The sequence below is a fragment of the Pseudomonas sp. HD57-3 genome (assembly GCF_056113135.1).
This window is the reverse complement of record NZ_CM148568.1, coordinates 3740437-3762343: the sequence shown is the minus strand read 5'-3', so window position 1 is coordinate 3762343 and position 21907 is coordinate 3740437. Positions and strand designations below refer to the sequence as shown.

Below are 21907 nucleotides of genomic sequence, written 5' to 3'. Positions count from 1 at the left end.
GTCATGCAGATCGAGAACAAGGTTTTTATCGTCACCGGCGGCGCATCCGGCCTGGGTGCGGCCACCGCTGAATTGCTGGTGAGCGCCGGCGCCAAAGTGATGCTGGTGGACATGAACGCCGACGCCGTCGCCGCCCAGGCCCAGCGCCTCGGTGCGCAAAGTGTCGTGGCCGACATAAGCAACGAAGCCGCCGCCGAAGCCGCCGTGCAGGCGACCATTAAAGCCTTCGGCAGTCTCAATGGTCTGGTGAACTGCGCCGGCATCGTTCGCGGCGAGAAAATCCTCGGCAAGAACGGCCCGCACGCCTTGTCCAGCTTTGCGCAGGTGATCAACGTCAACCTGATCGGCAGCTTCAACATGCTGCGTCTGGCAGCGGCGGCGATTGCCGAAAGCGAAGCCAACGCCGACGGCGAACGCGGTGTGATCATCAACACTGCCTCCGTTGCGGCGTTCGACGGCCAGATCGGCCAGGCGGCGTACTCTGCATCCAAAGGCGCGATCGCCAGCCTGACCCTGCCTGCCGCCCGTGAACTGGCGCGCTTCGGCATCCGCGTGATGACCATTGCCCCGGGCATCTTCGAAACCCCGATGATGGCCGGCATGACCCCGGAAGTGCGCGACTCGCTGGCCGCCGGCGTACCGTTCCCGCCGCGCCTGGGCAAACCGGCCGAGTACGCCGCGCTGGTGCGGCATATCATTGAAAACAGCATGCTCAACGGCGAGGTGATCCGTCTCGACGGTGCCTTGCGCATGGCCGCCAAGTAAGGAGGATTTCCCATGACCATCTCCAACGATCCGATTGTCATCGTCAGCGCCGTCCGCACCCCGATGGGCGGTTTCCAGGGCGAACTGAAAAGCCTGACCGCGCCGCAACTCGGTGCGGCGGCGATCAAGGCTGCGGTCGAACGTGCCGGTGTGGCCGCCGATGCGGTCGATGAGGTGCTGTTCGGCTGCGTACTGCCAGCCGGTCTCGGCCAGGCGCCTGCGCGTCAGGCCGCACTGGGCGCCGGGCTGGACAAATCCACCCGCTGCACCACGGTCAACAAGATGTGCGGCTCGGGCATGGAAACCACGATTCTGGCCCACGACATGCTGCTGGCCGGCAGCGCCGATGTGGTGATCGCCGGCGGCATGGAAAGCATGTCCAACGCGCCGTATCTGCTGGATCGCGCCCGTGCCGGTTACCGCATGGGCCACGGCCGGGTGCTGGATTCGATGTTCCTCGACGGCCTCGAAGACGCCTACGACAAGGGCCGCCTGATGGGCACCTTCGCCGAGGATTGCGCTGAAACCAACGACTTCAGCCGCGAGGCTCAGGACGCTTTCGCCATCGCCTCGACCACCCGCGCCCAGCAGGCGATCAAGGACGGCAGCTTCAAGGCCGAGATCGTTCCGCTGACCGTGACCGTTGGCAAAGAACAGGTGGTGATCAGCAACGACGAGCAGCCACCAAAAGCCAAACTGGACAAGATCGCTTCGCTGAAACCGGCGTTCCGCGAGGGCGGCACCGTGACCGCAGCCAACTCCAGCTCGATCTCCGACGGCGCCGCCGCACTGGTGCTGATGCGTCAGTCGCAAGCGCAGAAACAGGGTCTGAAACCGCTGGCGGTGATTCACGGCCACGCCGCCTTCGCTGACACCCCGGGCCTGTTCCCGGTGGCACCGATTGGCGCGATCAAGAAGCTGATGAAGAAAACCGGCTGGTCGCTGGATCAGGTCGATCTGTTCGAAGTCAACGAAGCCTTCGCCGTGGTCGGCATGGCGGCGATGACCCACCTGGAAATCCCTCACGACAAGCTCAACATCCACGGCGGCGCCTGCGCCCTCGGCCATCCGATCGGTGCCTCCGGCGCGCGTATTCTGGTGACCTTGCTCTCGGCCCTGCGCCAGAAAGGCCTGAAACGCGGCGTCGCGGCGATCTGCATCGGCGGCGGTGAAGCCACGGCGATGGCCGTCGAGTGCGTCTGAACCGATTTAAGGATTTGCCATGATTCCCAATGACGACCAGCAACAAATCCGCGACATGGCCCGGCAATTTGCCGAGGAACGGCTCAAGCCGTTCGCCGCCGAGTGGGATCGCGAGCACCGTTTCCCGAAAGAAGCCATCGGCGAAATGGCCGAACTGGGCTTCTTCGGCATGCTGGTGCCGGAGCAGTGGGGCGGTTGCGACACCGGTTACCTGGCCTACGCCATGGCCCTGGAAGAAATCGCCGCCGGCGACGGCGCTTGCTCGACCATCATGAGCGTGCACAACTCGGTGGGTTGCGTGCCAATCCTCAAGTTCGGCAACGACGACCAGCGCGAGCGCTTCCTCAAACCGCTGGCCAGCGGCGAGATGCTCGGTGCCTTCGCGCTGACTGAACCCCAGGCCGGTTCCGACGCCAGCAGCCTGAAAACCCGCGCGCGGCTGGAAGGCGATCATTACGTGCTCAACGGCTGCAAACAGTTCATCACCTCCGGGCAGAACGCCGGGATCGTGATCGTATTTGCCGTCACCGACCCGAGCGCCGGCAAACGCGGGATCAGCGCCTTCATCGTGCCGACCGATTCGCCGGGATATAAAGTCGCCCGCATCGAAGACAAACTCGGCCAGCACGCTTCGGACACCTGCCAGATTCTGTTCGAAGACGTGAAAGTGCCAGTGGCCAACCGGTTGGGCGAGGAGGGCGAGGGCTACAAGATCGCCCTGGCCAACCTTGAAGGCGGCCGTGTCGGTATCGCTTCGCAATCGGTGGGCATGGCCCGCGCCGCGTTCGAAGCGGCACGCGATTACGCCCGTGAACGTGACACCTTTGGCAAACCGATCATCGAGCATCAGGCCGTGGCGTTCCGCCTGGCGGACATGGCCACCCAGATCGCCGTGGCACGGCAAATGGTGCATTACGCCGCCGCCCTGCGTGACAGCGGTCAGCCGGCGCTGGTCGAGGCATCGATGGCCAAACTGTTCGCCTCGGAAATGGCCGAAAAGGTCTGTTCGATGGCGTTGCAAACCCTTGGCGGTTACGGTTACCTCAACGACTTCCCGCTGGAGCGCATCTACCGCGACGTGCGGGTCTGCCAGATCTACGAAGGCACCAGCGACATTCAGCGCATGGTCATTTCGCGCAATCTTTGAGAAGGAATCTGCACATGAGTTACGAAACGATTTTGCTGGAAACCCATGGCCGCGTCGGCCTGATCACCCTCAATCGCCCGCAGGCGCTGAACGCCCTCAACGCGCAACTGGTCAGCGAAGTGAACCGCGCGCTCGATGGTTTTGAAGCCGACGCGAACATTGGCTGCATCGTCATCACCGGTTCGACCAAAGCCTTCGCCGCCGGCGCCGACATCAAGGAAATGGCTGATCTGACCTACCCGCAGATCTACATGGACGACCTGTTCAGCGACAGCGACCGCGTGGCCAACCGCCGCAAGCCGATCATCGCGGCGGTCAACGGTTTTGCCCTGGGTGGCGGCTGTGAACTGGCGTTGATGTGCGACTTCATCCTGGCCGGTGACAACGCCAAATTCGGCCAGCCGGAAATCAACCTCGGCGTGCTGCCGGGCATGGGCGGCACCCAGCGTCTGACCCGCGCCGTGGGCAAGGCCAAGGCCATGGAAATGTGCCTGAGCGGGCGTTTGATCGACGCGGTGGAAGCCGAACGCTGCGGCATCGTTGCGCGAATCGTGCCGAGTGCCGAGTTGCTGGATGAAGCGCTGAAAGTCGCTGCAGTGATCGCCAGCAAATCGCTGCCGATTGCGATGATGGTCAAGGAGAGCGTCAACCGCGCGTTCGAAGTGAACCTGACCGAAGGCGTGCGCTTCGAGCGCCGGGTGTTCCATGCGGCGTTTGCGACGCAGGATCAGAAGGAAGGGATGGCGGCGTTTGTGGCGAAGCGGCCTGCCGAGTTCCAGGGCAAGTAATAGCGTTCGCCCCCACGCATTGCGTGGGGGCGATCAGTCAGAGCTGATAGTTCTTCAACTCCCGAGCAATCACCATCCGCTGTATCTCGCTCGACCCCTCATAAATCTGGGTAATCCGCGCATCCCGGTAGTACTTCTCAACCGGATAATCCTCCAGATACCCATACCCGCCATGAATCTGAATCGCTGACGAACACACCTTCTCGGCCATTTCCGAAGCAAACAGCTTGGCCTGCGACGCCTCCGACAGACACGGTTTGCCCGCCGTGCGCAGCCGCGCCGCGTGCAGGATCATCAAGCGCGCCGCGTTGATCTGCATCTGCATGTCCGCCAGCAGGTTGGCGATGCTCTGGTGCTCGACGATGGCCTTGCCGAACTGCACCCGATCTCGGGCATAACCCAGCGCCGCTTCGAACGCCGCGCGGGCGATGCCCAATGCTTGCGCCGCAATGCCGATACGTCCGCCTTCAAGGTTGGAGAGGGCAATCGCCAGGCCTTTACCGCGCTCACCCAACAGATTCGCTTCAGGAATGCTGCAATTGTTCAGCGTCACCGCGCAGGTATCGGAAGCGCGGATGCCCATCTTGTGTTCGGTCCGGTCAACGATGAATCCCGGCGTATCAGTCGGCACCAGAAACGCCGAGATTCCGCGCTTGCCCAGGTCCGGATCGGTCACCGCAAACACGATCGCCAGTTTCGCCCGCTTGCCGTTGCTGACAAATTGCTTGGCGCCGTTGATTACCCATTGCCCGTCGCGCAGTTCGGCGCGGGTGCGCAGGTTGTGCGCTTCGGAGCCGGCCTGGGGCTCGGTCAGGCAGAAGCAGCCGATCACCGCGCCGCTGGCCAGATCCGCCAGCCAGGTCTGTTTCTGTTCTTCGCTGCCGTAGTTGAGCACCGGCCCGCAGCCCACCGAGTTGTGGATGCTCATGAATGCACCGGTGGCGCCGTCACCGGCGGAAATTTCTTCCACTGCCAGCGCATAGGCCACGTAGTCGACGTACGTGCCGCCCCATTCCTCCGGCACCACCATGCCCAACAGGCCGAGTTCGCCCATCTTTGCCACCAGACCGTCATCGATCCAGCCGGCCTTTTCCCAGGCTTGTGCGTGGGGCGCGATTTCGCCACGGGCGAAGTCCCGGGCCATGTCGCGGATCATTACCTGGTCTTCAGTCAATTCGAGATCGTGCATGGCTCAGCTCCCGCTCTCTTCGAAACCGTGGAAGAAACTCGCGATGTGCTCAGCGTGCAGCGCGGCAAGGGTCGGCGGGTTCCAGCGTGGTGATTTGTCTTTGTCGATCAGCAAGGCGCGCACGCCTTCGATCAGGTCGCCACGGTCGAACCACTGGCGATCCAGATGCAGTTCGAGGGCGAAGCAGTGTTCCAGGCTCAGGTGGCGGCCGCGACGCAGCATTTCCAGGGTCACGCCCATGGCCAGCGGCGAGCGGGTTTCCAGCAGGTCAGCGGTGGTGGTTGCCCATTCGTGGCTGTCGGCGACGGTCACGGCGCGCAGTTGCTCGACGATGCTCGGCACATCAGGCAAGGCGAAGAAGTGGTCGATGGCCGGACGCAAGGCTTCGAGCGGCGCATCCGGCAGGGTTTGCACGGCGTGACGGGCCAGCAGGTTTTGCAGATCCTTCAGCGGCGTATCGTGCCACTCCAAGTGATCGAGCTGTTCGTCGAGGGTGCCGAGTTTGCTGCTGTCCAGATACCAGTCGGCGAGGCCGCAATACAGCGCATCTGCCGCACGAATCTGCACGCCGCTGACGCCCAGATAAATCCCCAGCTCGCCGGGAATCCGTGGCAGGAAATAACTGCCGCCGACATCCGGGAAATACCCGATCGCCACTTCCGGCATCGCCAGACGGCTCTTCTCGGTGACCACCCGCAGATCGGCGCCTTGCACCAGACCCATGCCGCCGCCGAGAACGAAACCGTCCATCAGCGCCAGCACCGGTTTGCGGTAATGGTGGATCGTCAGGTCGAGGGCGTATTCCTCGACGAAGAAATCTTCGTGCAGCGTGTCGCCGCTTTTATGGCTGTCGTACAGGGATCGAATGTCGCCACCGGCACAGAAGGCTTTCTCGCCGGCACCGCGCAGCACGACGGCGTGGATATCGGCATCGGCGGCCCAGGCATCCAGGTGTTGCTGGAGCTGGCGCACCATCTCGAGGGTCAGGGCATTGAGGCCGGCGGGGCGGTTGAGGGTCAGATGACCGATGTGATTGCGAACCTCGGCCAGCACTTCGTGCGGCGTGGCATCCATGGACGAAGTCCGCGGGGATGAAGCCTGAGCAGTCATCACTAACTCCCTGCTTTTATTGTCTTTATTCGAGAAGCTCGCGCGCGAGCGTTACCGGATCGTAACAGTGCAAATTTGCCGTGTACAACGGGGATATGTGCATGGGCTGTCTGCATTTTTGCAGGAGGCATCTGTAGGCAGGAGAAGGGCCCGGACAGCAGGTTCGGGCCTTGAATCATCAATTGATTCGTAGATGTTCTTGCAGGGATCGGGTACACCGCAGTAATGCCTGACGGGCCTCATCGTGTTGCGCCGGATAATTGATAAACCCGTGCTGCATGTGTTCGTACTCGACGTGTTGCACTTCGACACCCGCCGATATAAGTCGCTGAACGTACTCGCGTCCTTCGTCCCGAAGGACATCCTGCCCCGACGTGATAATCAGTGCCGGCGGCTGACCTTTCAGGTTTTTCTGCCGCACTGGCGACACGCTTGGATCTTCGCGAGAAACATGCAGCGGAACATAGTGGGCGATGTACCACTCGAGCATCTGCGCGCTGAGCCCACAGCCCTCGGCGAATGCACGGTGGCTGGGGCTGTCGGTGATGCAATCGAGCAAGGGATACAGCAGCAACTGGAACGCGATCGGGATGTTGCCTTTATCCCGCGCCCAATGGCAGATAACGGCGGCAAGCCCGCCGCCCGAGCCTCCGCCTGCTACCGCCAGGCGCGAGGCGTCCAGGCCAATGGCTGCGCCATGCTCGACAACCCATTGTGTGGCACAGCAACAATCCTCGATGGCGGCGGGGAACACGTGTTCCGGCGGTCGCGCATAGTCCACCGCCACCACGGCGCATCCGGCCCACTCGCACATCAGGCGGCAAAAACCATCGTGGGTGTCGAGATCCCCGGTGACCCAGCCGCCGCCGTGGAAAAACATCAATACGGCGTGAGGCCCATCGCCTGGCGGAATGTAGATTCGCAAGGGCAGGGGCCGGCCGCGATTGTGGATCGTCAGGTTGGTGACACGGACCACCATGGCATGGCGCAGTGCCATTCGGGTGTTTTCTACCGTCGGCTGTTCAGGCGCGGATGTACTCATGACTTCACCTTGCGGGAGATGGCTTCCGTCGTGAGTTCGACCACGTATTCCTTGGTGATCAGGTTCTTCACCGCGATGCACATCAGCGTGGGGGGGTGTCCCTCAAAAAACTCTTTGTGGGCCTTCGCAATCTTTGGCCAGTGTTTCATGTCGGTGGTGTAGATACGGATGCCGATGATGCTGCGGCGGTCGACGCCCAACTGCTGGATTGACCGTTCAATGATCTTCAGGCAGTGAAGCGTCTGCTTGTATGCGTTTCCCGGTTTATAGGCGGTGCCGTCCTTTTTGAAGGCTACCGTTCCGCCCATCAGAATCCGCTTCCCTGCACGAATCGCCCGGCAGTAACCGGCCATGGATTCCCAGGGTGCTTCGGAAAAAACTCGCTGGATTTTCATTGTGCCGCTCCTTGGCCCAGGTCGATGGGCAATGATTTCAAACCGCGAAATTGCAGGTTGTTGGTGCGCCAGATCGCTGGTTTCTCGGCAATCAGCGCGAGCTGCGGATAGCGATCGAACAGTGTGCTGAACACGATTTCAGCCTCGAGCCGGAACAGCGCGGTGCCCATGCAAAAATGGCCGCCGATACCGAAAGCCAGGTGCTTGTTGTCTTTGCGACGGATATCAAAGCGGTCGGGGTCGGGAAATTTCGCCGGGTCACGGTTGGCGCAGCCGCGCATGAGGTACACCAGATCACCTTTGCGCATCGTGACGCCATGAAGCGTCACATCCTCCATGATCACGCGGTGACTGAAGGAGCCGGCAGCGTCGTAGCGCAACATTTCTTCGACAGCGGACTTGATCAGACTCGGATCGGCCCTCAGTGCAGCGACTTGCTCCGGGTGTTCAAGCAAGTGCAGTAAACCGATACACAACTGATCCGCACTGGTGGTGTAGCCGGCAACCAGGATAAATACGATTTGCGCCAGAACAGCGTCGACACTTGAGTCGCTATCGATGCTGGCCTCCAGCACGTGGCTGACAAGATCGTCTTCGGGGTGTTCACGTCGCTTTTCGATCAGGTTCGCGAAATAGGCATACATTTCCTCGACACCCTTGAGCGCCTGTTCGGGCCCGTAGTCGGGGTCCAGACTCCCCACCAGGAAAATCAGGATGTCGTCAGTCCAGTTCCTGAGCTTCAACGCATCCTCTCGGGGAATGCCGTACAAGTGGGCGAGGATCAGCGCGGGAACACGGTTGAACAGCTTCGCCATCAAATCGGTCTGTGGTTCAAGCTCGTCGATTTCCCTGTCGGTGATCTCCTGAATGATCTGGCGCAAGGACTCGATAACCCGTGGCGTAAAGGCTTTGCCGAGCAAGTGCCGGCTGGCCTTGTGCATGTCGCCGTCTTGCGAATACATCCATTTAGAGGCGAGTTTGACAAAAGGCTTCAGTTGCTCGCGCTTGTCGGGTGGCAGTTGGGCATCGACCAATTGCTGCATTCGATCCGATGAGTAACGTATCGAGTCTCCCTGGGCAGCGAGTACGTCGTCATGTCGGGTCAAAAACCACGCATGAAAACGCTCACTCCAGTAAACGGGGAGGTGCTCACGTAGATAGGCATAAGCTGGATAGGGGTTGCGTACCGTATCGCGATCAGTGAAATCGAGCAGCGCCTGTTCCTTCTCCTCGATTGGATACAAAGGCTTCGTCATCTGCTTGATGTAATCAGCGCCAGCGATGGGAGCTGTCGCGACCAGCTCTTTGGGTGGTTTTAGCCAATCGGTCAGTCGTGCCAGTCGTTCCGGAGTAGCGCGATTGACATCGACACGGTCGACAGGTAACTCGCCCTCACGTAACGAGGGTTCAAATACGCCAATCAAGTCCTTGAGCATCGATGCCGACATTCGCGGATCGCGCCCTGCTTCATCCAGCACCAGATCCAGTGCGCGCGCATGGACGATCGATACCGCCTGACGATGGGAAATCTCGCCGGGATTGCGGCACTGCTCGACAATGTTTTTTTCGATTTGCTGTGCAATGTTGGACGTTGGTCGAGAGGCGAATCGAGGTCGGGTCACAGCATTCATGGCCACCAGAATGGCCATTAAAGAATTGTCACCGGCAAAGGTGACCGAGATCTCGCCGTCGACCGTGTGTGTGACGATCTGGTTGTAATGGTGGAAGCCTTGCGATCCGCATAACTCTCGGCATTTGCGCATCACATCGAGCCCCATCCACGTGCCCACGCTTTTGGCTACGGCCGCCAGCATGTGCAGCTCCTTGCGTTTGTCCAATTGATCCCACTGCGCTTCGAACCGTCTCAGGACGGCCTGCTCCATCAGCTGGAGCGCCAATGCCTTCAGTTGTTCTTCGTACAATCGCTGCCGGACCGGCGGTTTGTTCAACAGAGTCTGGCCGGCCGCCGCGGTCTTTCTATGGATGACGAAACGGTGCGCCAGCCAACTGCACAGTCCGGCGCTGCCGCGTGCGGCCGCCAACAGTAAAACCCGTTCCTGGATGAAAGTTTCCATGGCTGAAGTTGCACGCTGCTCACGCGGCACGTCGCTGGTGAATGTTCTTTCAGCAGTGAAACGTGAGTGGCGCTGCATCAGTGCATCCGTTGGCAGAATCATCTGGCTGAAACAAATGCCTGCCACTTGATTGGCGTGAATCCCGCCTTTCGGGTCACACGCCATGACATTGACCCCGGCCAATAAAGGACCGTTTTCCTTGTTTCGGATGCGAACCCGAAACCAGTGCAACCCCTCGTCTTTGCCATCAACAATCAGGCGTGCCAGAACCATCACCACCTGCGCGGCGTGCAAGGCGTTGCCGATCCAGAACTTGCAGGCCGACGGATCGGGGGTGTTGAGGATCAGACAGGCGTTTTGCGGATCATGAGTCACGGTCGTCTGCAGATTGCTTACATCGCTGCCGCTGCGGATTTCGGTGCATCCAAAGGAGTACACGGCGCGCAGTTCTATGATTTCCTCGCGATACCGACTGACTTGTTGCGCATCGCCATGGGCCACGAGCGCGTTGCAGGCAATGAGATGATCGACAATCGAGGAGTACAGCGCGTAATCGAAAGCGGCCACGATGGCGAGGTTTTCATTGAGCTGTCGAAACTCTTTCCCGCGAGGCTGCCCCAGCCACATGTCATTGGTGATGAGCCCGGATTGCATGATGTGCCGCAATCGTCGGATCGTCAGGTCCATATAGTCGCGCAACGGCAATGTATGACGCGCGCGGGCGTCGAACAGCGGCGTGCCAAGCATTTGCAACAGTGAGTCGGTCATCGTGATTCCCTCGCAGATTCGAATGAAGTTCGAAACCACCAGAGACGGAGGACTGAATGACGCAGCGCACACCGATACGCCCGGATCGGGCGTATCGCGTGCGCTGAATACTGAGGGAGGACGATGCTGTCAAAGCACGAGGCCAGCCTTGCCACTCACGATCCGTGAGTTTTCTCCATAGTCAGACATCCGGTGTCATCGCTACTGGGCATTACAGCGGGCCAGACTTCTTAGTGAAAGCAGACAACTCTGTGCGGTACAAAGATGAAATGTAGTCGTTGGTGAAAGCTTGGCAAGGGCGCCCGACAACCTTCGGTCGGAGAGCTTTTTATGTCCGGCCGCTCAAGACTTCACCAATGCTCCGCCGTTTGGCATGCAGTTCACTGGCATGAATCAACTGCTCCAGATCCTCCGGCGTGACATCGATGAACGCCTCCATATCGGCCAGTGCCCGTTTCAGATCCTCGGCCGTAATGGACTGAATATCCACCGGCGCCACGGCTGGCGCCGGTTCGGCAGGGCGTTTCGGGTAGCGGATGCGGGTCAGGTTGTTGTAGGCCAGTGCGGCGAGCAGCAGGCAGGCGGCGCTGAGCATCACCGGTTCCAGGGCTTTCCAGTCCATGGCGATGGTCATCGGATCGGCCAGCACCATGGTCAACGCGACGGCGCCGGCCGGTGGGTGCAGGCAGCGCAGCCAGCACATCAGGATCAGCGCCATGCCTGCGGCGAGGCACGCGCTGCCCAGGGTTCGGCCGAGTACGTGGGCCACCAGCAACGCGACGATGCCCGCGCACAGGTAGCCGCCGATGATCGACCATGGCTGGGCGAGGGCGCCGGAGGACACCGCGAACAGCAGCACCGCCGAAGCGCCCAGCGGGCCGATCAGGTGGTAGGCCACTTCAATGCCGAACACCTGACTGCACGCCCAAACACTGAACAACGTGCCCAGGGCCATGCCGATGGCGGCGCGGCTCCATTCGGTGGGGCGGGTGTTGATGGCGGCGGGCAACCAGCGAGCGAGCATGCAGAATCGATCCTTTGCGAAATTCAGGGCAAAAAAAAGGACTTGTCCGTAAACGCGGAAAGTCCTTCGAAGTGTTCCAACTATTGGGGGAGGAACGCGCACAGTGTGCCAAGCAATCACGATGCTGACAAATTCATATAAATGCAGTTTCAGTGCATTATTTATGCAGTAAAGCCACGCGTCGCCCGCTCATGAAACACAGGAAACCGCCCATCGCCGTCAATGCGCTGAGGGCATAGAACATGGTCGGCGCCGGCGTATGCATCAGCAGGAAGCCGCAAATTACCGGGCTCAGCGCGCCACCCAGCGCCGCCAGATTTTGCGCGCCGTAATAGCTGCCGCGCAGTTCTTCCGGGGCCAGGGTGTCGACGAACAGGAACTCCGACGGGTAAATGATCATCTCGCCGAGGGTGAAGATGAACATCGCGATGCACCACGTCACCAGGCTGTCGGCGAGGCTGAAACCGATCAATCCAACGATGAACAGGCTGGTGCCGGCGGCGATCCAGTAGCGCAGTTTTTCCCGGTTGAGGAAGCGGCCGATCTGGTATTGCAGCAGGATCACTGCGATGGCGTTGCAGGCCAGCAGGGCGGCCATGGTTTGCAGGGCGCGCTGCGAGTCTTCGACCACCAGCAGGTATTGCGACAGGTACAGGGTGAAACGCCCGTGAACCACGGTACTGAGCAGGCAGCCGCAGGTGAACATGATCAGCGTGCGGTCGTTTTTCAGGGTGATCAGGGTTTTCAGAAAGCTTTGCGGCTGGCCGATGGCTGCGATGGGGCTGGCGTCCTTCGGGATGCCGATCATCAGAAAGATGCTGCCGAAAGCGATGCCGGCGGCAATCAGGAACGGCGCAATCGGGTAGACCCCGGCGATGACCACGCCGAGCATCGGGCCCGTGGCGTAGCCAATGTTGGTCAGGGTATAGCGCAGGGAAAACGCCTTGGCCCGTTGGCCCATGGGCAGGTTTTCACTGAGGATCGCCTTGGAGCCGATCAGGAACAGCGCCGAGGCGGTTTCGGTGATGACCAGGGTGGCGGTCGTCAGGTACAGGTCTTTGGCGAAGGTCAGCAGCACGAAACCGATGGAGCTGGAGAGCATCGCCAGAATCAGTAACCGACGCTTCTCGAGCCGGTCGATGATGTAGCCGCCGTACAGCGCAAGCAGGGTGGCGATGAACACCGCGATGCCCAGCAACAACCCGACATCCTGTTGGTTGAGGCCGAGCTTGTTGCTCAAAAACAAGGTGAGCAACGGACTGGTGATGGCGCGGCTGACGACGATGGTCAGCGAGACGATCATCAGGCGGCGAATAACGAGCGAGTAGGTGGCCACGGAAAATCAAATGTCCTTATTCGGTTAACAGGTGCTCGAGATCGCGCACGGAATCCAGCGTTTGCAGTTGCCGCAGCTGCGCTAATAAAGGCTCTGCCTTGACCGGTGAAATCACCCGCAACGCCAGACTGAAAAACTTCTCCTCCAGCGCCGCCTCGCTCAGCGGATTGCCCGGCGCGCCCAGCGGCACCTCGACACACAGGCTCGCCTCACGCCCATCGCGGGTTCGCACCACGACCACCGGCTCGCCATCCTCCGACAGGCGCTCATCCACTTCAAGGCGAATGCGCGTCAGCCAGTGAGCGATGCGCGGATCGTTGCGTGGCTGTTCGTCGTAAGCCTCCAATCGGCAATGACCGTGCACCAGTCGCGCGGCGAGGGCGTAGGGCAGGCTCATTTGCGCGGCGGCCAGACTTTGGATGTCGCGACCGCCGCACATGTCGAGCAGAAACCCGCACAGTTTCACCTGGACGTCTTCCACCTGATCCGCGCCGATCTGCAATTGCTCCAGCAACAACCCAAGCGCATCGATGGCCGAATGGGTGCCACGACAGGCGGCGTAGGGTTTGATCGAGCAGCGCGCGAGTTTCCAGACCTGTCCCAGTTCGGCATCCAGCGCATCCGGTTGTGCGCTGCCCGGCGCCAGGGTCTTGAGGAAACCACCCCAGACATCCTCGAACAACACCGACGGCCCGCTGACGCCTTCACGAGCAAAACGCGCCGCGAGCAAACCACCCTCGGCCGCACGGCCACTGTGCAGTTTCTTGCTTTGCGAACCGTCATGGATGAACGCCCACAACCCGCCGCTGAAACTGCCGGCGATGCCCAGTGCCGACACGGTTTGCCCGACATCCAGCGCAAAGATCCGCGCACAGGCCGCCGCCGCGCCGAACACACCGCAAGTGGCGGTCGAATGCCAACCGGCGCCGTTGTGGGCCGAATAACTGCCGCAGGCTTCCAGCACCCGCCGGCCGATTTCGTAGCCGATCACCACGGCGGTGATGAACTCGCGACCGTCCACCGGCCGATTCACCAGCGACAGCGCCGCCATCACCGCCGGCACCACCACCGCGCCGGAGTGGTCGCAACCGCCGGTGTCGTCCAGCTCCAGCGCATGGGCGGCGATGCCGTTGAGCAATGCGGCATGCCCTGCGCCGACGCGCAATGACGAACCCCAGACCAGCGCGGTGCCCGGCTCGGCGCCGAACACCTGCCGCGCCTGAAGCGCCACCGCGCTGCCGGCCCCGGCCAGTGCTGCGCCGAAGGTGTCGAGAATGTGTCGCTTGGCCTGCTCCACCAACGCTGGCGGCAGATCTTCAAACCGCGTATCGACGCAAAACTGCGCCAGCCGCTGCATGCGTTCGGTCATACGAGGTAGTCCCGATAGTGGCGCTCATACACCGACGCCGGATGATCCTGCGCGACCGACGCCGCCGTTTGCGCCCACCACTGCGCGACTTCGGCGCCGGTGGCGATCCACACGTCGTCATGCTGCTGAATGCCTTGCAGCAATTGGCGCAGCACACCGATGCGCCCCGGCGTGGCGATGATTTCCGGGTGCAGGCGCAGCACGTAGCACAGACCGAAGCGGTGGAACCCGGCGAAGTCCATTTGCAGGTTGCCCAGAGTGTGGCTGTAGGAGGCGATCCGCGATTGCGCCGGCGGCACGGCCGGGCTCAGGTTGAAGGCGAAGTAAGGCTCGTCTTCCAGTTCGTAATGCAGCGGCAACTCGACCACCTCGGGGGCGGTTGGTTGCAAGAACGGCAGGTCATCGCCACGCCATGACGAAGACCAATAAATGCCGTGATCTCTTAATGCTTCAATGAAGCCCGGCGCGCCGTTACCCGCCGGAATCCGGAAACCGGTTGGAGGCACGCCGGTCAATGCTTCCAGCGCTGCACAACCCTTGGCGACTTCCGCACTTTGCGCCGCCAGATCCAGCGTGTCGTAATCCTGATGGCGGTAACCGGCGCAGGCTATTTCATGGCCGTCAGCCAGAATCGCGGCGATGTGCTGCGGGTTTTCCTCGGCGACGATGCCAGGCACGAACCAGCTACTGCGCACCCCGAGTTCCCTGAACAGGCCGAGCAATCGCTCGACGCCCCGTTGTGTGCCGTAGCGCCACACCGACAGCGTCTTGTCGCGCCCGGCGACTTCCGGGGCCTGGGTGAGGATGCCGTGGATGTCGTTGTAATCGACAGTCAACACCACCGCGCAGCGTTTGCCGGCGGGCCAGAGGTTGTCAGCGTCAGCCATGGTGATGCTCCTTCAGCCACCAGCGGGCGACGTCGCGGCACGTGGCGAACCACACGTCATCGCGCTGGCGCATGTGTTCGAAGAGTTTCTCCAGCAACAGGATGCGCCCCGGTTTGCCGGTGATTTTCGGGTGGAACAGGGTGGTCAGGCACAGACCTTCGTCCATCGCGCCGTCGTACTCGCGTTGCCAGTTGTCGAGGGTCAGCTCGTAGCTGGCGGTGCGGTCGAGTCCGGACGGGAAGTTCGGTGCGCGGGTGTAGGCGAGGGAGGCGTAGTCGTCCATTTCCCACCGGCCGGGGATTTCCACCAGCGGGGTGTCGTGGCCGGGGACGTTGACCAGATAAGGGCGATCGTCGCCGCGCATGCTGCTGGAATAGATGACGCCGTTGTCGGCCAGCATCGCCGGGGTTTCGGCGCGCCAGTCACCCGACGGGGTGCGAAAACCTTCGGCACGGATGTGCAGGTATTGCCAGAACACGTCGCGGGATTTGTGCATCACGGCCTGCTGCTGGTCCAGCGTCAGGGCGTAGAAGGATTCGTGCTTGTAGCCGTGGTAGGCGACTTCATGACCGCGCTCGACGATGGCCTGGCACTGTTTCGGCCAGTTTTCCACGACCCACGCGGGGACGAAGAAGGTGGTCGGGATCTTGAAGGCGTCGAGCAGGTCCAGCAGGCGCGGCAGGGCGCGGTACGGGCCGTAGCCGCCGAAGCCGAAGTATTCGGGCTTGTGCCAGATCGAGTTGTTGAGCATGGCATCGCCGGTCGGGCCGTCGAGGTCGAAGGCCAGGGCGAGGCAGGCTTTGTGCTGGTCGGGCCAGGTGGGTTGGGGTGAGGAGGACATCACAGCGCTCCGATACTCATCGTAGGAACTGCCGAAGGCTGCGATCTTTGTTCGGGACGCGGAGCGTCCCTGGCTGCATTCCCACGCAGAGCGTGGGAACGATCAATCAAAAGATCGCAGCCGGGCATCAGTGGCGAAGCGTTACTTGCCCGCGTTAATGGTCACGTCCTTGATCGCACCCAACTCCAGATCCCACTTCTTCAGAATCGCGTTATAGCTGCCGTCATCCACCATGCTCTGCAACGCCACCTTCACCGCTTCACTCAGCTCAGGCTTCTTCTTGCTCACCCCCAGCCCGGTGAACTGCACGGAGATCGGCTGGCCGACCGTCTTGTACATGTCCTTTTCCTGGGTCTTGAGGTACGACAGGGTCTCGCTGCCCTGCATCGCCGCATCGATGCGGCTCTGGCGCAGCTGCGCACGGGCGTCGGCCGAGCCTTCGGTGCCGATCACGTTGATCGCAGGTTTGCCGGCGGCCTCACAGTTTTCCTTGCTCCACGCGGCGATTTCCGCCGGGAAGGTGGTGCGGCGGCTGGTGCCGACTTTCTTGCCGCACAGGTCGATGATCTCGTTGGTCGCCGCGTTTTTCTGCAAGGTGTAGAACTGCGGGCCGCTGGTGAAGTAGTCGACGAAGGTCACGCTGGCCTGACGCTCGGCGGTGTCGGTCATGCCCGACAGGACCATGTCCACGCGGTCGGTGGTCAGGGCGTTGATCATTTGCTCGAAGCCGGTTTCCTGCCACTTGATCTTCACCCCGAGGCGTTCGGCCAGGGCGTTGCCCAGGTCGTAGTCAAGGCCGGTGAGCTTGTTGGTGGCCGGGTCCTTGAAATCCATCGGCGGATAGTTGGGCATGATCGCGACGACGATCTCGCCTTTTTCCTTGATGCTGGCCGGCAACTCGGCGGCCACGGCGAAACCGCAAGACATGAGGGAGGTGAGTACTGCTGGAATGACGAAGTTCTTCATGGACGTTCTCTTATGAGTGTTGTGAAGGCCAAAGGGGCCTCAGGTTCGAACGGCAGAAATGAAGCTTTGGGTGCGCGGGTTTTGCGGACTTATTAGTATTTCTTCGGGGCTTCCAGCCTCCACGATCTGCCCGCCGTCCATGAACACCATGCGGTTGGAAACCTCCCGGGCGAAGCCCAGTTCATGGGTGACGACGATCATGGTCATGCCGGTCTGCGCCAGATCGCGCATCACCGACAGCACCTCACCGACCAGTTCCGGGTCGAGTGCCGAAGTGGGTTCATCGAACAGCATCAGTTTGGGGCGCATGGCCAGCGCGCGGGCAATCGCCACCCGTTGCTGCTGACCGCCCGACAGTTCGATCGGGTAGCTGTTGCGTTTGTCGGCCAGGCCGACCCGGGCCAGCAGTTCCAGGGCTTCTTCGTGCGCCTCCTTGGGCGAACGCTTGAGCACCTGGCACGGGCCTTCGATGATGTTTTGCAGCACGGTCATGTGCGGAAACAGGTTGAAGCGCTGGAACACCATGCCGGTGGCCAGGCGCTGGCGGGCGATCTGCGACTCGTTGAGTTCGTGCAGCTTGTGCCCGACCACGCGGTAGCCGACCAGTTCGCCATCGACCCAGAGGCCGCCCTTGTCGATCTTTTCCAGCTGGTTGACGCAACGCAGCAGGGTGCTCTTGCCCGAGCCGGACGGGCCGATGATGCACAGCACTTCGCCTTGCTCGACCTCGATGTTGATGTCCTTGAGCGCGTGGTACTGGTCGTAATATTTGTTCAGGCTCACGGCCTTGACGATGCTTCTCATGACGGGTTCCTCAAGAACGCTTGCCGGCGCCGCGAGCGAAACGACGCTCCAGACGGCTTTGACCAAAGGACAGGACGGTGACGGTGGCCAGGTACCAGATACCGGCGACGATCAGCAGCTCCATGACCCGGGCGTTGGCGTAGTAAATGTTCTGGGCGTTGTAGAGCAGTTCCGAGTACTGGATGACGCTCGCCAGCGAGGTCATTTTCACCATGCCGATGAATTCGTTGCCGACCGGCGGAATGATGATCCGCATGGCCTGGGGCAGGATGATCCGGCGCAGCGCTTGCAGGCGCGGCATGCCGATCGACTTGGCCGCTTCGTACTGGCCGGTGTCCACCGACAGCAGGCCGGCGCGCACCACTTCGGCGGTGTAGGCACCCTGGTTGATGCTCAAGCCGAGCAGTGCGGCCACGAACGGGGTCATCAGGCTCACGGTGTCGAGTTCGAACAGGCCGGGAATGCCGATGGTGGGGAAGATCAGCGCCAGGTTGAACCACAACAGCAGTTGCAGAATCAGCGGCGTACCGCGAAACAGCCAGGTGTAGGTCACGGCCACGTAACGCAGGATCGGGTTGGCCGACATGCGCATGATCGCGGTGATCACCCCGAACACGATGCCCAGCGCCATGGCCAGCACGGCCATGATGATCGTGTTGAACAGGCCCCACATGATCGCTTCGGAGGTGAGGAACTGGCCGATGTACGACCATTCGATCTTGCCTTCGGCGAAGGCCCGCACCAGACCGATGATCGCGATGACGATCAGGGTGGCGAAGAAGATCCGCCCGTAATAACGCCGTGGCACGTGCTGGTACTGGGTAATGTCGAACTGGTTTTCCGCCAGTTTGCGCTCCGCCTGGAGTCGTTCTGCCTGAGTCTGGCTCATGGTGTTTCTCCGTACACTGTACTTTTCGATCAACCCCCTCCCGGTGGGAGGGGGACCCGGCTTAGAGGCGGAAGCCCTGGTAGTTTTCGGTCCATTGTTGCTGCGCTGCGAGGGCGGTTTTCAGGCGGCCGATCTGCTCGCGCACCTGTTGCGGCGCGGTGCCGCCCCAGCCGCTGCGGGCAGCAATGGCGGCTTCCAGGGTCAGGCTGTCACGCACGTCTGCCGTGAGGCGCGGGTCGATCTCGGCCAGCAATGCCGGCGAGGCTTCCCACAATTCGAGGTCGTGTTTTTCGCAGGCCTGCACCAGTGCACCGGTGATTTCGTGGGCTTCCTTGAACGGCACGCCGCGCACCGCCAGCCAGTCGGCGACTTCGGTGGCGAGGGTGAAACCCAGCGGCGCCTGACGGCGCAGTTCCTCGACGTTGACGGTCATGGTCGCGACCATCCCGGCCATCGCCGGCAGCACCAGCAGCAGGGTGTCGACGCTGTCGAGCACGCCGTTCTTGTCTTCGCTCAGGTCGCGGTTGTACGACAGCGGCAGGGATTTGAGCGTCGAGAGCAGACCGGTCAGGTTGCCGATCAGACGCCCAGCCTTGCCCCGTGCCAGTTCGGCGATGTCCGGGTTTTTTTTCTGCGGCATGATCGAGCTGCCAGTGGCGTAGGCGTCGTCCAAGTCGACCCAGCGGAACTGGCGCGACGACCACAGGCAAAACTCTTCGGCCAGACGCGAGATGTTGATCCCGAGCATGCTGGCGATGAACAGGAATTCGGCGACGTGATCGCGGCTGGCCACGGCGTCGATGGAGTTTTCGCAGACCCCGGCGTAGCCCATTTCCTTGGCCGACTGCTGCGGCTGGCGAGCGATCGCGGAACCGGCCATGGCCGCAGCACCGAGTGGCGACAGCGAGGTGCGCGCGTCCCAATCCACCAAGCGTTGCACGTCACGCAGCATCGATTGGGCGTGGGCCAGCAGGTGGTGGGCGAACACGATCGGTTGCGCTTGCTGCAAGTGGGTGAAGCCCGGGCAGATGCTTTCGACGTGCTGTTCGGCCTGATCCACCAGCGCCGTTTGCAGGGCCAGCACTTCCACGGCCAGGGTGCGGACGTGATCACGCAGGAACAGGCGCAGATCGTTGGCGGTCTGGTCGTTGCGTGAACGGCCGGCGCGCAGCTTGCCGCCCAGTGCGCCGAGGCGTTCGGTCAGCAGGCGCTCGATGAAGGTGTGAACGTCTTCGTCGTCCAGCGTCGGGGCGATGCGCCCGGCAGCGAAATCGGCACCGATGCCGTCCAGGGCTTCGATCATCGTGCGGGTTTCCTGCTCGTCCAGCAGACCGGCACGTTGCAGTTCCCCGGCGTGGGCCTTGGAGCCGGCCAGATCGTACGGCGTCAGGCGGAAATAGCGCTCGGGGCAACGGGACAGGGCCGCCAGGGCTGCGGACGGGCCGCTTTTGAAACGGGCACCCCAGAGACGGTCGGTGGTTTGAGACATTTGTTGTTTTCCTCGTCGGTAACGCGAACTGAAATCGGTGTGCTGGGCCCTGAAAAATCGTGCCGGCCAATTAGTGGACAGAAGCAGCAGACAGAATCAGGCCAAAGCAGTTTTCAAGAGGGCAGTTGCAAAGAGACAAGAGCTGATCGAAGTGTCAGCTTTTAATGTTTGGCGATCAGTGAGTTGGCACTGATGTTCGGGATTTTTTGGCGGTTGCCAAGGCTTGTTTTCTGTGATCATTATTATTAGCCGGCGATGTTTTTGTTGTTGGACACAGATTGTTGAACATTGCGCCAGAGGTAAATCAGCATTATGGAAACCCCACTTTCCAATTCCGGAAACCCACCGGTCAAAACCGCTCACCGGGCACCTTTGGCCCTCAGCGGACTGGATTTCAAACTGCTCAAGGTGTTCAAGGCGGTGGTCGAGGCCGGCGGCTTCAGCGCGGCGCAAAACGAGCTGAACGTGGGCCTGGCCGCGATCAGCAAGCAGATCTCCGACCTGGAAATCCGCATCGGCATGCGCCTGTGTACCCGGGGGCGCGAAGGGTTTCACCTGACCGAAGAAGGGCGTCTGGTGTATCAGGCGTCGATCGATCTGTTTGCCTCGGTCGACAACTTTCGTGACCGGCTTAGTTCAGCGCAGAACGAACTTATCGGCGATCTCGGAGTGGGAGTGATCGACAATACGATTACCGACGATAATTCACCGTTAGTTGCCGCGCTTAGAAAGATAAATGAACACTCGCCGAAAGTAAGGTTTCAACTTCAGGCCACCCAATTGGATGAAGTGGAAAGAGGCGTGGTGGAGGGGCGCTTAGTTGCCGGAATAGTCCCGGTTTATCAAAAGCGCGAAGAGTTCGATTATTACCCGCTCTACGAAGAACGCTCGCAGGCTTACTGCGCCGTCGGCCACCCGTTGTTCGAGATGCCGGCGGAGCAGATGGGCGGCAACGTGCTGCAGGATTACGAGTGCATCAACCACCGCTACGCAATCCATCGCGACAAGCTCAACTTTGCCCGCTACGACAGTTTTTCCGCCTCGGCGACCCAGGTCGAAGCGGTGGCGCTGCTGATCAAGACCGGGCGTTTCGTGGGCTTTCTGCCCCGGCATTACGCCGCCACGCTGGTGGCCGCCGGGCAGTTTCGCGCGGTGTGCCCGGAGCTGATTCACTTCGACACGCCGTTCAATCTGATCCTGCGGCACAACACCGTGCGCAGTCCGTTGGTCAAGGCGTTCGCCCAGGCGCTGGGGGTTGATCTCAAGGCGACGGCGTGAGGATCAGACGCATGGCGCAACGTCGCTCGCCGGGCAATCCGTGAGCGATTTCATCGCGCAATACATCGCTCAGACGTACGTCGCTGTCGTCGGCGTTCAATAGCGTAAAACCCATGCGTTGATAGAACGGCGCATTCCACGGCAGATCGCGAAACGTCGTCAGCGTCACCGCCCGAAGTTGCCACAGACGCGCCTGTTCAATCGCCGCCAACAGCAACTTGCGACCGACGCCCCGGCCCTGAAAGTGTTGGCTGACGGACAGTTCCTCAATGTGCAACTGTTGGTCGACAGTCACCGCCCTTAAAAAACCTGCAAGTTGCCCGTCGTTGTTTTCCGCGACCCACAGTTCGCCCCGCTCAATGGCCGGTAAATGCGCCGAAGCCTGCGGCACAGACGCATCCGCCAGCCAGGCCAGTGACGGGTCGAGGCGAAACAGTTCGGCGGCCGAGCGCTCGATGGCGGGGAGGGCGGTGGCATCGGCTGCCAGGGCCTGTCGCACGGTAAAGATCATCAGTCAGCGGTCCCTGTCGAAATCACGTCGC

The 21907-nt window shown here is 61.3% G+C and carries 20 protein-coding genes; 5 read left to right on the top strand and 15 right to left on the bottom strand.

Annotated features, from left to right (window positions below; genetic code table 11):
• Positions 1 to 3 precede the first annotated feature (3 nt).
• The 4 genes from AC0R79_RS16785 to AC0R79_RS16770 are packed head-to-tail and all read left to right on the top strand — an operon-like array spanning position 4 to position 3903.
• A complete protein-coding gene (locus AC0R79_RS16785; RefSeq protein ID WP_474730683.1) occupies positions 4 to 765 on the top strand; it encodes an SDR family NAD(P)-dependent oxidoreductase in 762 nt (253 codons plus the stop codon).
• Between the two features lie 12 nt (positions 766 to 777).
• Positions 778 to 1968: an acetyl-CoA C-acyltransferase gene (locus AC0R79_RS16780; RefSeq protein WP_085745585.1), complete on the top strand. Its 1191-nt coding sequence runs from the start codon at positions 778 to 780 to the stop codon at positions 1966 to 1968.
• 19 nt (positions 1969 to 1987) lie between these two features.
• Entirely contained in the window at positions 1988 to 3115 is a 1128-nt protein-coding gene (locus AC0R79_RS16775; protein ID WP_375747197.1) for an acyl-CoA dehydrogenase, read from the top strand.
• Positions 3116 to 3129: 14 nt separating this feature from the next.
• Positions 3130 to 3903, top strand: a complete 774-nt coding sequence (locus AC0R79_RS16770; protein WP_085603440.1) for an enoyl-CoA hydratase — start codon at positions 3130 to 3132, stop codon at positions 3901 to 3903.
• A gap of 37 nt (positions 3904 to 3940) precedes the next feature.
• Here AC0R79_RS16770 and AC0R79_RS16765 read toward each other — a convergent pair whose 3' ends face one another.
• The 14 genes from AC0R79_RS16765 to argH all read right to left on the bottom strand — a co-directional run bounded on the left by AC0R79_RS16765 (position 3941) and on the right by argH (position 20087).
• A complete protein-coding gene (locus AC0R79_RS16765; protein ID WP_039768643.1) occupies positions 3941 to 5092 on the bottom strand; it encodes an acyl-CoA dehydrogenase family protein in 1152 nt (383 codons plus the stop codon).
• A 3-nt stretch (positions 5093 to 5095) separates the two neighbouring features.
• Positions 5096 to 6202, bottom strand: a complete 1107-nt coding sequence (locus AC0R79_RS16760; protein WP_474730680.1) for an enoyl-CoA hydratase/isomerase family protein — start codon at positions 6200 to 6202, stop codon at positions 5096 to 5098.
• 178 nt (positions 6203 to 6380) lie between these two features.
• Complete coding sequence (locus AC0R79_RS16755) at positions 6381 to 7244, bottom strand: alpha/beta hydrolase (protein WP_474730678.1); 864 nt, start codon at positions 7242 to 7244, stop codon at positions 6381 to 6383.
• On the bottom strand, positions 7241 to 7639 hold the full coding sequence (locus AC0R79_RS16750; protein WP_474730676.1) for a Rid family hydrolase: 399 nt from the start codon (positions 7637 to 7639) through the stop codon (positions 7241 to 7243). Before AC0R79_RS16750 ends, AC0R79_RS16755 begins: the two co-directional genes overlap by 4 nt.
• Entirely contained in the window at positions 7636 to 10482 is a 2847-nt protein-coding gene (locus AC0R79_RS16745; RefSeq protein WP_474730674.1) for a cytochrome P450, read from the bottom strand. Before AC0R79_RS16745 ends, AC0R79_RS16750 begins: the two co-directional genes overlap by 4 nt.
• A gap of 328 nt (positions 10483 to 10810) precedes the next feature.
• Positions 10811 to 11506, bottom strand: coding sequence for an HPP family protein (locus AC0R79_RS16740; RefSeq protein ID WP_474730672.1), 696 nt, complete (start codon positions 11504 to 11506; stop codon positions 10811 to 10813).
• Positions 11507 to 11663: 157 nt separating this feature from the next.
• On the bottom strand, positions 11664 to 12842 hold the full coding sequence (locus AC0R79_RS16735) for an MFS transporter (RefSeq protein WP_474730670.1): 1179 nt from the start codon (positions 12840 to 12842) through the stop codon (positions 11664 to 11666).
• Positions 12843 to 12858: 16 nt separating this feature from the next.
• Positions 12859 to 14211, bottom strand: a complete 1353-nt coding sequence (locus tag AC0R79_RS16730) for an MmgE/PrpD family protein (RefSeq protein WP_474730668.1) — start codon at positions 14209 to 14211, stop codon at positions 12859 to 12861.
• On the bottom strand, positions 14208 to 15098 hold the full coding sequence (locus AC0R79_RS16725) for a polysaccharide deacetylase family protein (RefSeq protein WP_474730666.1): 891 nt from the start codon (positions 15096 to 15098) through the stop codon (positions 14208 to 14210). Before AC0R79_RS16725 ends, AC0R79_RS16730 begins: the two co-directional genes overlap by 4 nt.
• Positions 15091 to 15939 carry a polysaccharide deacetylase family protein gene (locus AC0R79_RS16720; protein ID WP_085603453.1) on the bottom strand — a complete coding sequence of 283 codons (849 nt, stop codon included), beginning with the start codon at positions 15937 to 15939 and terminating at the stop codon, positions 15091 to 15093. The genes AC0R79_RS16725 and AC0R79_RS16720 overlap by 8 nt, the downstream gene beginning before the upstream one ends.
• A gap of 141 nt (positions 15940 to 16080) precedes the next feature.
• Positions 16081 to 16905: an ABC transporter substrate-binding protein gene (locus tag AC0R79_RS16715; protein WP_085603455.1), complete on the bottom strand. Its 825-nt coding sequence runs from the start codon at positions 16903 to 16905 to the stop codon at positions 16081 to 16083.
• Between the two features lie 39 nt (positions 16906 to 16944).
• Positions 16945 to 17709 (bottom strand): amino acid ABC transporter ATP-binding protein, encoded by a 765-nt coding sequence (locus AC0R79_RS16710; RefSeq protein ID WP_007951284.1) that lies wholly within the window; start codon positions 17707 to 17709, stop codon positions 16945 to 16947.
• 10 nt (positions 17710 to 17719) lie between these two features.
• The gene (locus tag AC0R79_RS16705) at positions 17720 to 18598 is read right to left on the bottom strand and encodes an amino acid ABC transporter permease (protein WP_085610364.1); all 879 of its coding nucleotides are present in this window, start codon (positions 18596 to 18598) and stop codon (positions 17720 to 17722) included.
• 61 nt (positions 18599 to 18659) lie between these two features.
• Entirely contained in the window at positions 18660 to 20087 is a 1428-nt protein-coding gene (argH, locus tag AC0R79_RS16700; RefSeq protein ID WP_085745592.1) for an argininosuccinate lyase, read from the bottom strand.
• A gap of 312 nt (positions 20088 to 20399) precedes the next feature.
• Between argH and AC0R79_RS16695 the strand changes: the two genes are divergently transcribed.
• On the top strand, positions 20400 to 21365 hold the full coding sequence (locus AC0R79_RS16695; protein WP_474730663.1) for a LysR family transcriptional regulator: 966 nt from the start codon (positions 20400 to 20402) through the stop codon (positions 21363 to 21365).
• Here the strand turns inward: AC0R79_RS16695 and AC0R79_RS16690 are convergent.
• Positions 21349 to 21876, bottom strand: coding sequence for a GNAT family N-acetyltransferase (locus tag AC0R79_RS16690; RefSeq protein WP_474730661.1), 528 nt, complete (start codon positions 21874 to 21876; stop codon positions 21349 to 21351). The genes AC0R79_RS16695 and AC0R79_RS16690 overlap by 17 nt on opposite strands.
• Positions 21877 to 21907 lie beyond the last annotated feature (31 nt).

Excerpts from the sequence above, each read along its gene's own strand:
- AC0R79_RS16750 (WP_474730676.1), bottom strand. The coding sequence starts at position 7,639 with ATGAAAATCCAGCGAGTTTTTTCCGAAGCACCCTGGGAATCCATGGCC.
- AC0R79_RS16710 (WP_007951284.1), bottom strand. The coding sequence starts at position 17,709 with ATGAGAAGCATCGTCAAGGCCGTGAGCCTGAACAAATATTACGACCAG.
- argH (WP_085745592.1), bottom strand. The coding sequence starts at position 20,087 with ATGTCTCAAACCACCGACCGTCTCTGGGGTGCCCGTTTCAAAAGCGGC.
- AC0R79_RS16780 (WP_085745585.1), top strand. The coding sequence starts at position 778 with ATGACCATCTCCAACGATCCGATTGTCATCGTCAGCGCCGTCCGCACC.
- AC0R79_RS16760 (WP_474730680.1), bottom strand. The coding sequence starts at position 6,202 with ATGACTGCTCAGGCTTCATCCCCGCGGACTTCGTCCATGGATGCCACG.
- AC0R79_RS16775 (WP_375747197.1), top strand. The coding sequence starts at position 1,988 with ATGATTCCCAATGACGACCAGCAACAAATCCGCGACATGGCCCGGCAA.
- AC0R79_RS16705 (WP_085610364.1), bottom strand. The coding sequence starts at position 18,598 with ATGAGCCAGACTCAGGCAGAACGACTCCAGGCGGAGCGCAAACTGGCG.
- AC0R79_RS16725 (WP_474730666.1), bottom strand. The coding sequence starts at position 15,098 with ATGGCTGACGCTGACAACCTCTGGCCCGCCGGCAAACGCTGCGCGGTG.
- AC0R79_RS16730 (WP_474730668.1), bottom strand. The coding sequence starts at position 14,211 with ATGACCGAACGCATGCAGCGGCTGGCGCAGTTTTGCGTCGATACGCGG.
- AC0R79_RS16695 (WP_474730663.1), top strand. The coding sequence starts at position 20,400 with ATGGAAACCCCACTTTCCAATTCCGGAAACCCACCGGTCAAAACCGCT.
- AC0R79_RS16765 (WP_039768643.1), bottom strand. The coding sequence starts at position 5,092 with ATGCACGATCTCGAATTGACTGAAGACCAGGTAATGATCCGCGACATG.
- AC0R79_RS16770 (WP_085603440.1), top strand. The coding sequence starts at position 3,130 with ATGAGTTACGAAACGATTTTGCTGGAAACCCATGGCCGCGTCGGCCTG.
- AC0R79_RS16740 (WP_474730672.1), bottom strand. The coding sequence starts at position 11,506 with ATGCTCGCTCGCTGGTTGCCCGCCGCCATCAACACCCGCCCCACCGAA.
- AC0R79_RS16720 (WP_085603453.1), bottom strand. The coding sequence starts at position 15,939 with ATGTCCTCCTCACCCCAACCCACCTGGCCCGACCAGCACAAAGCCTGC.
- AC0R79_RS16755 (WP_474730678.1), bottom strand. The coding sequence starts at position 7,244 with ATGAGTACATCCGCGCCTGAACAGCCGACGGTAGAAAACACCCGAATG.
- AC0R79_RS16690 (WP_474730661.1), bottom strand. The coding sequence starts at position 21,876 with ATGATCTTTACCGTGCGACAGGCCCTGGCAGCCGATGCCACCGCCCTC.
- AC0R79_RS16785 (WP_474730683.1), top strand. The coding sequence starts at position 4 with ATGCAGATCGAGAACAAGGTTTTTATCGTCACCGGCGGCGCATCCGGC.
- AC0R79_RS16745 (WP_474730674.1), bottom strand. The coding sequence starts at position 10,482 with ATGACCGACTCACTGTTGCAAATGCTTGGCACGCCGCTGTTCGACGCC.
- AC0R79_RS16715 (WP_085603455.1), bottom strand. The coding sequence starts at position 16,905 with ATGAAGAACTTCGTCATTCCAGCAGTACTCACCTCCCTCATGTCTTGC.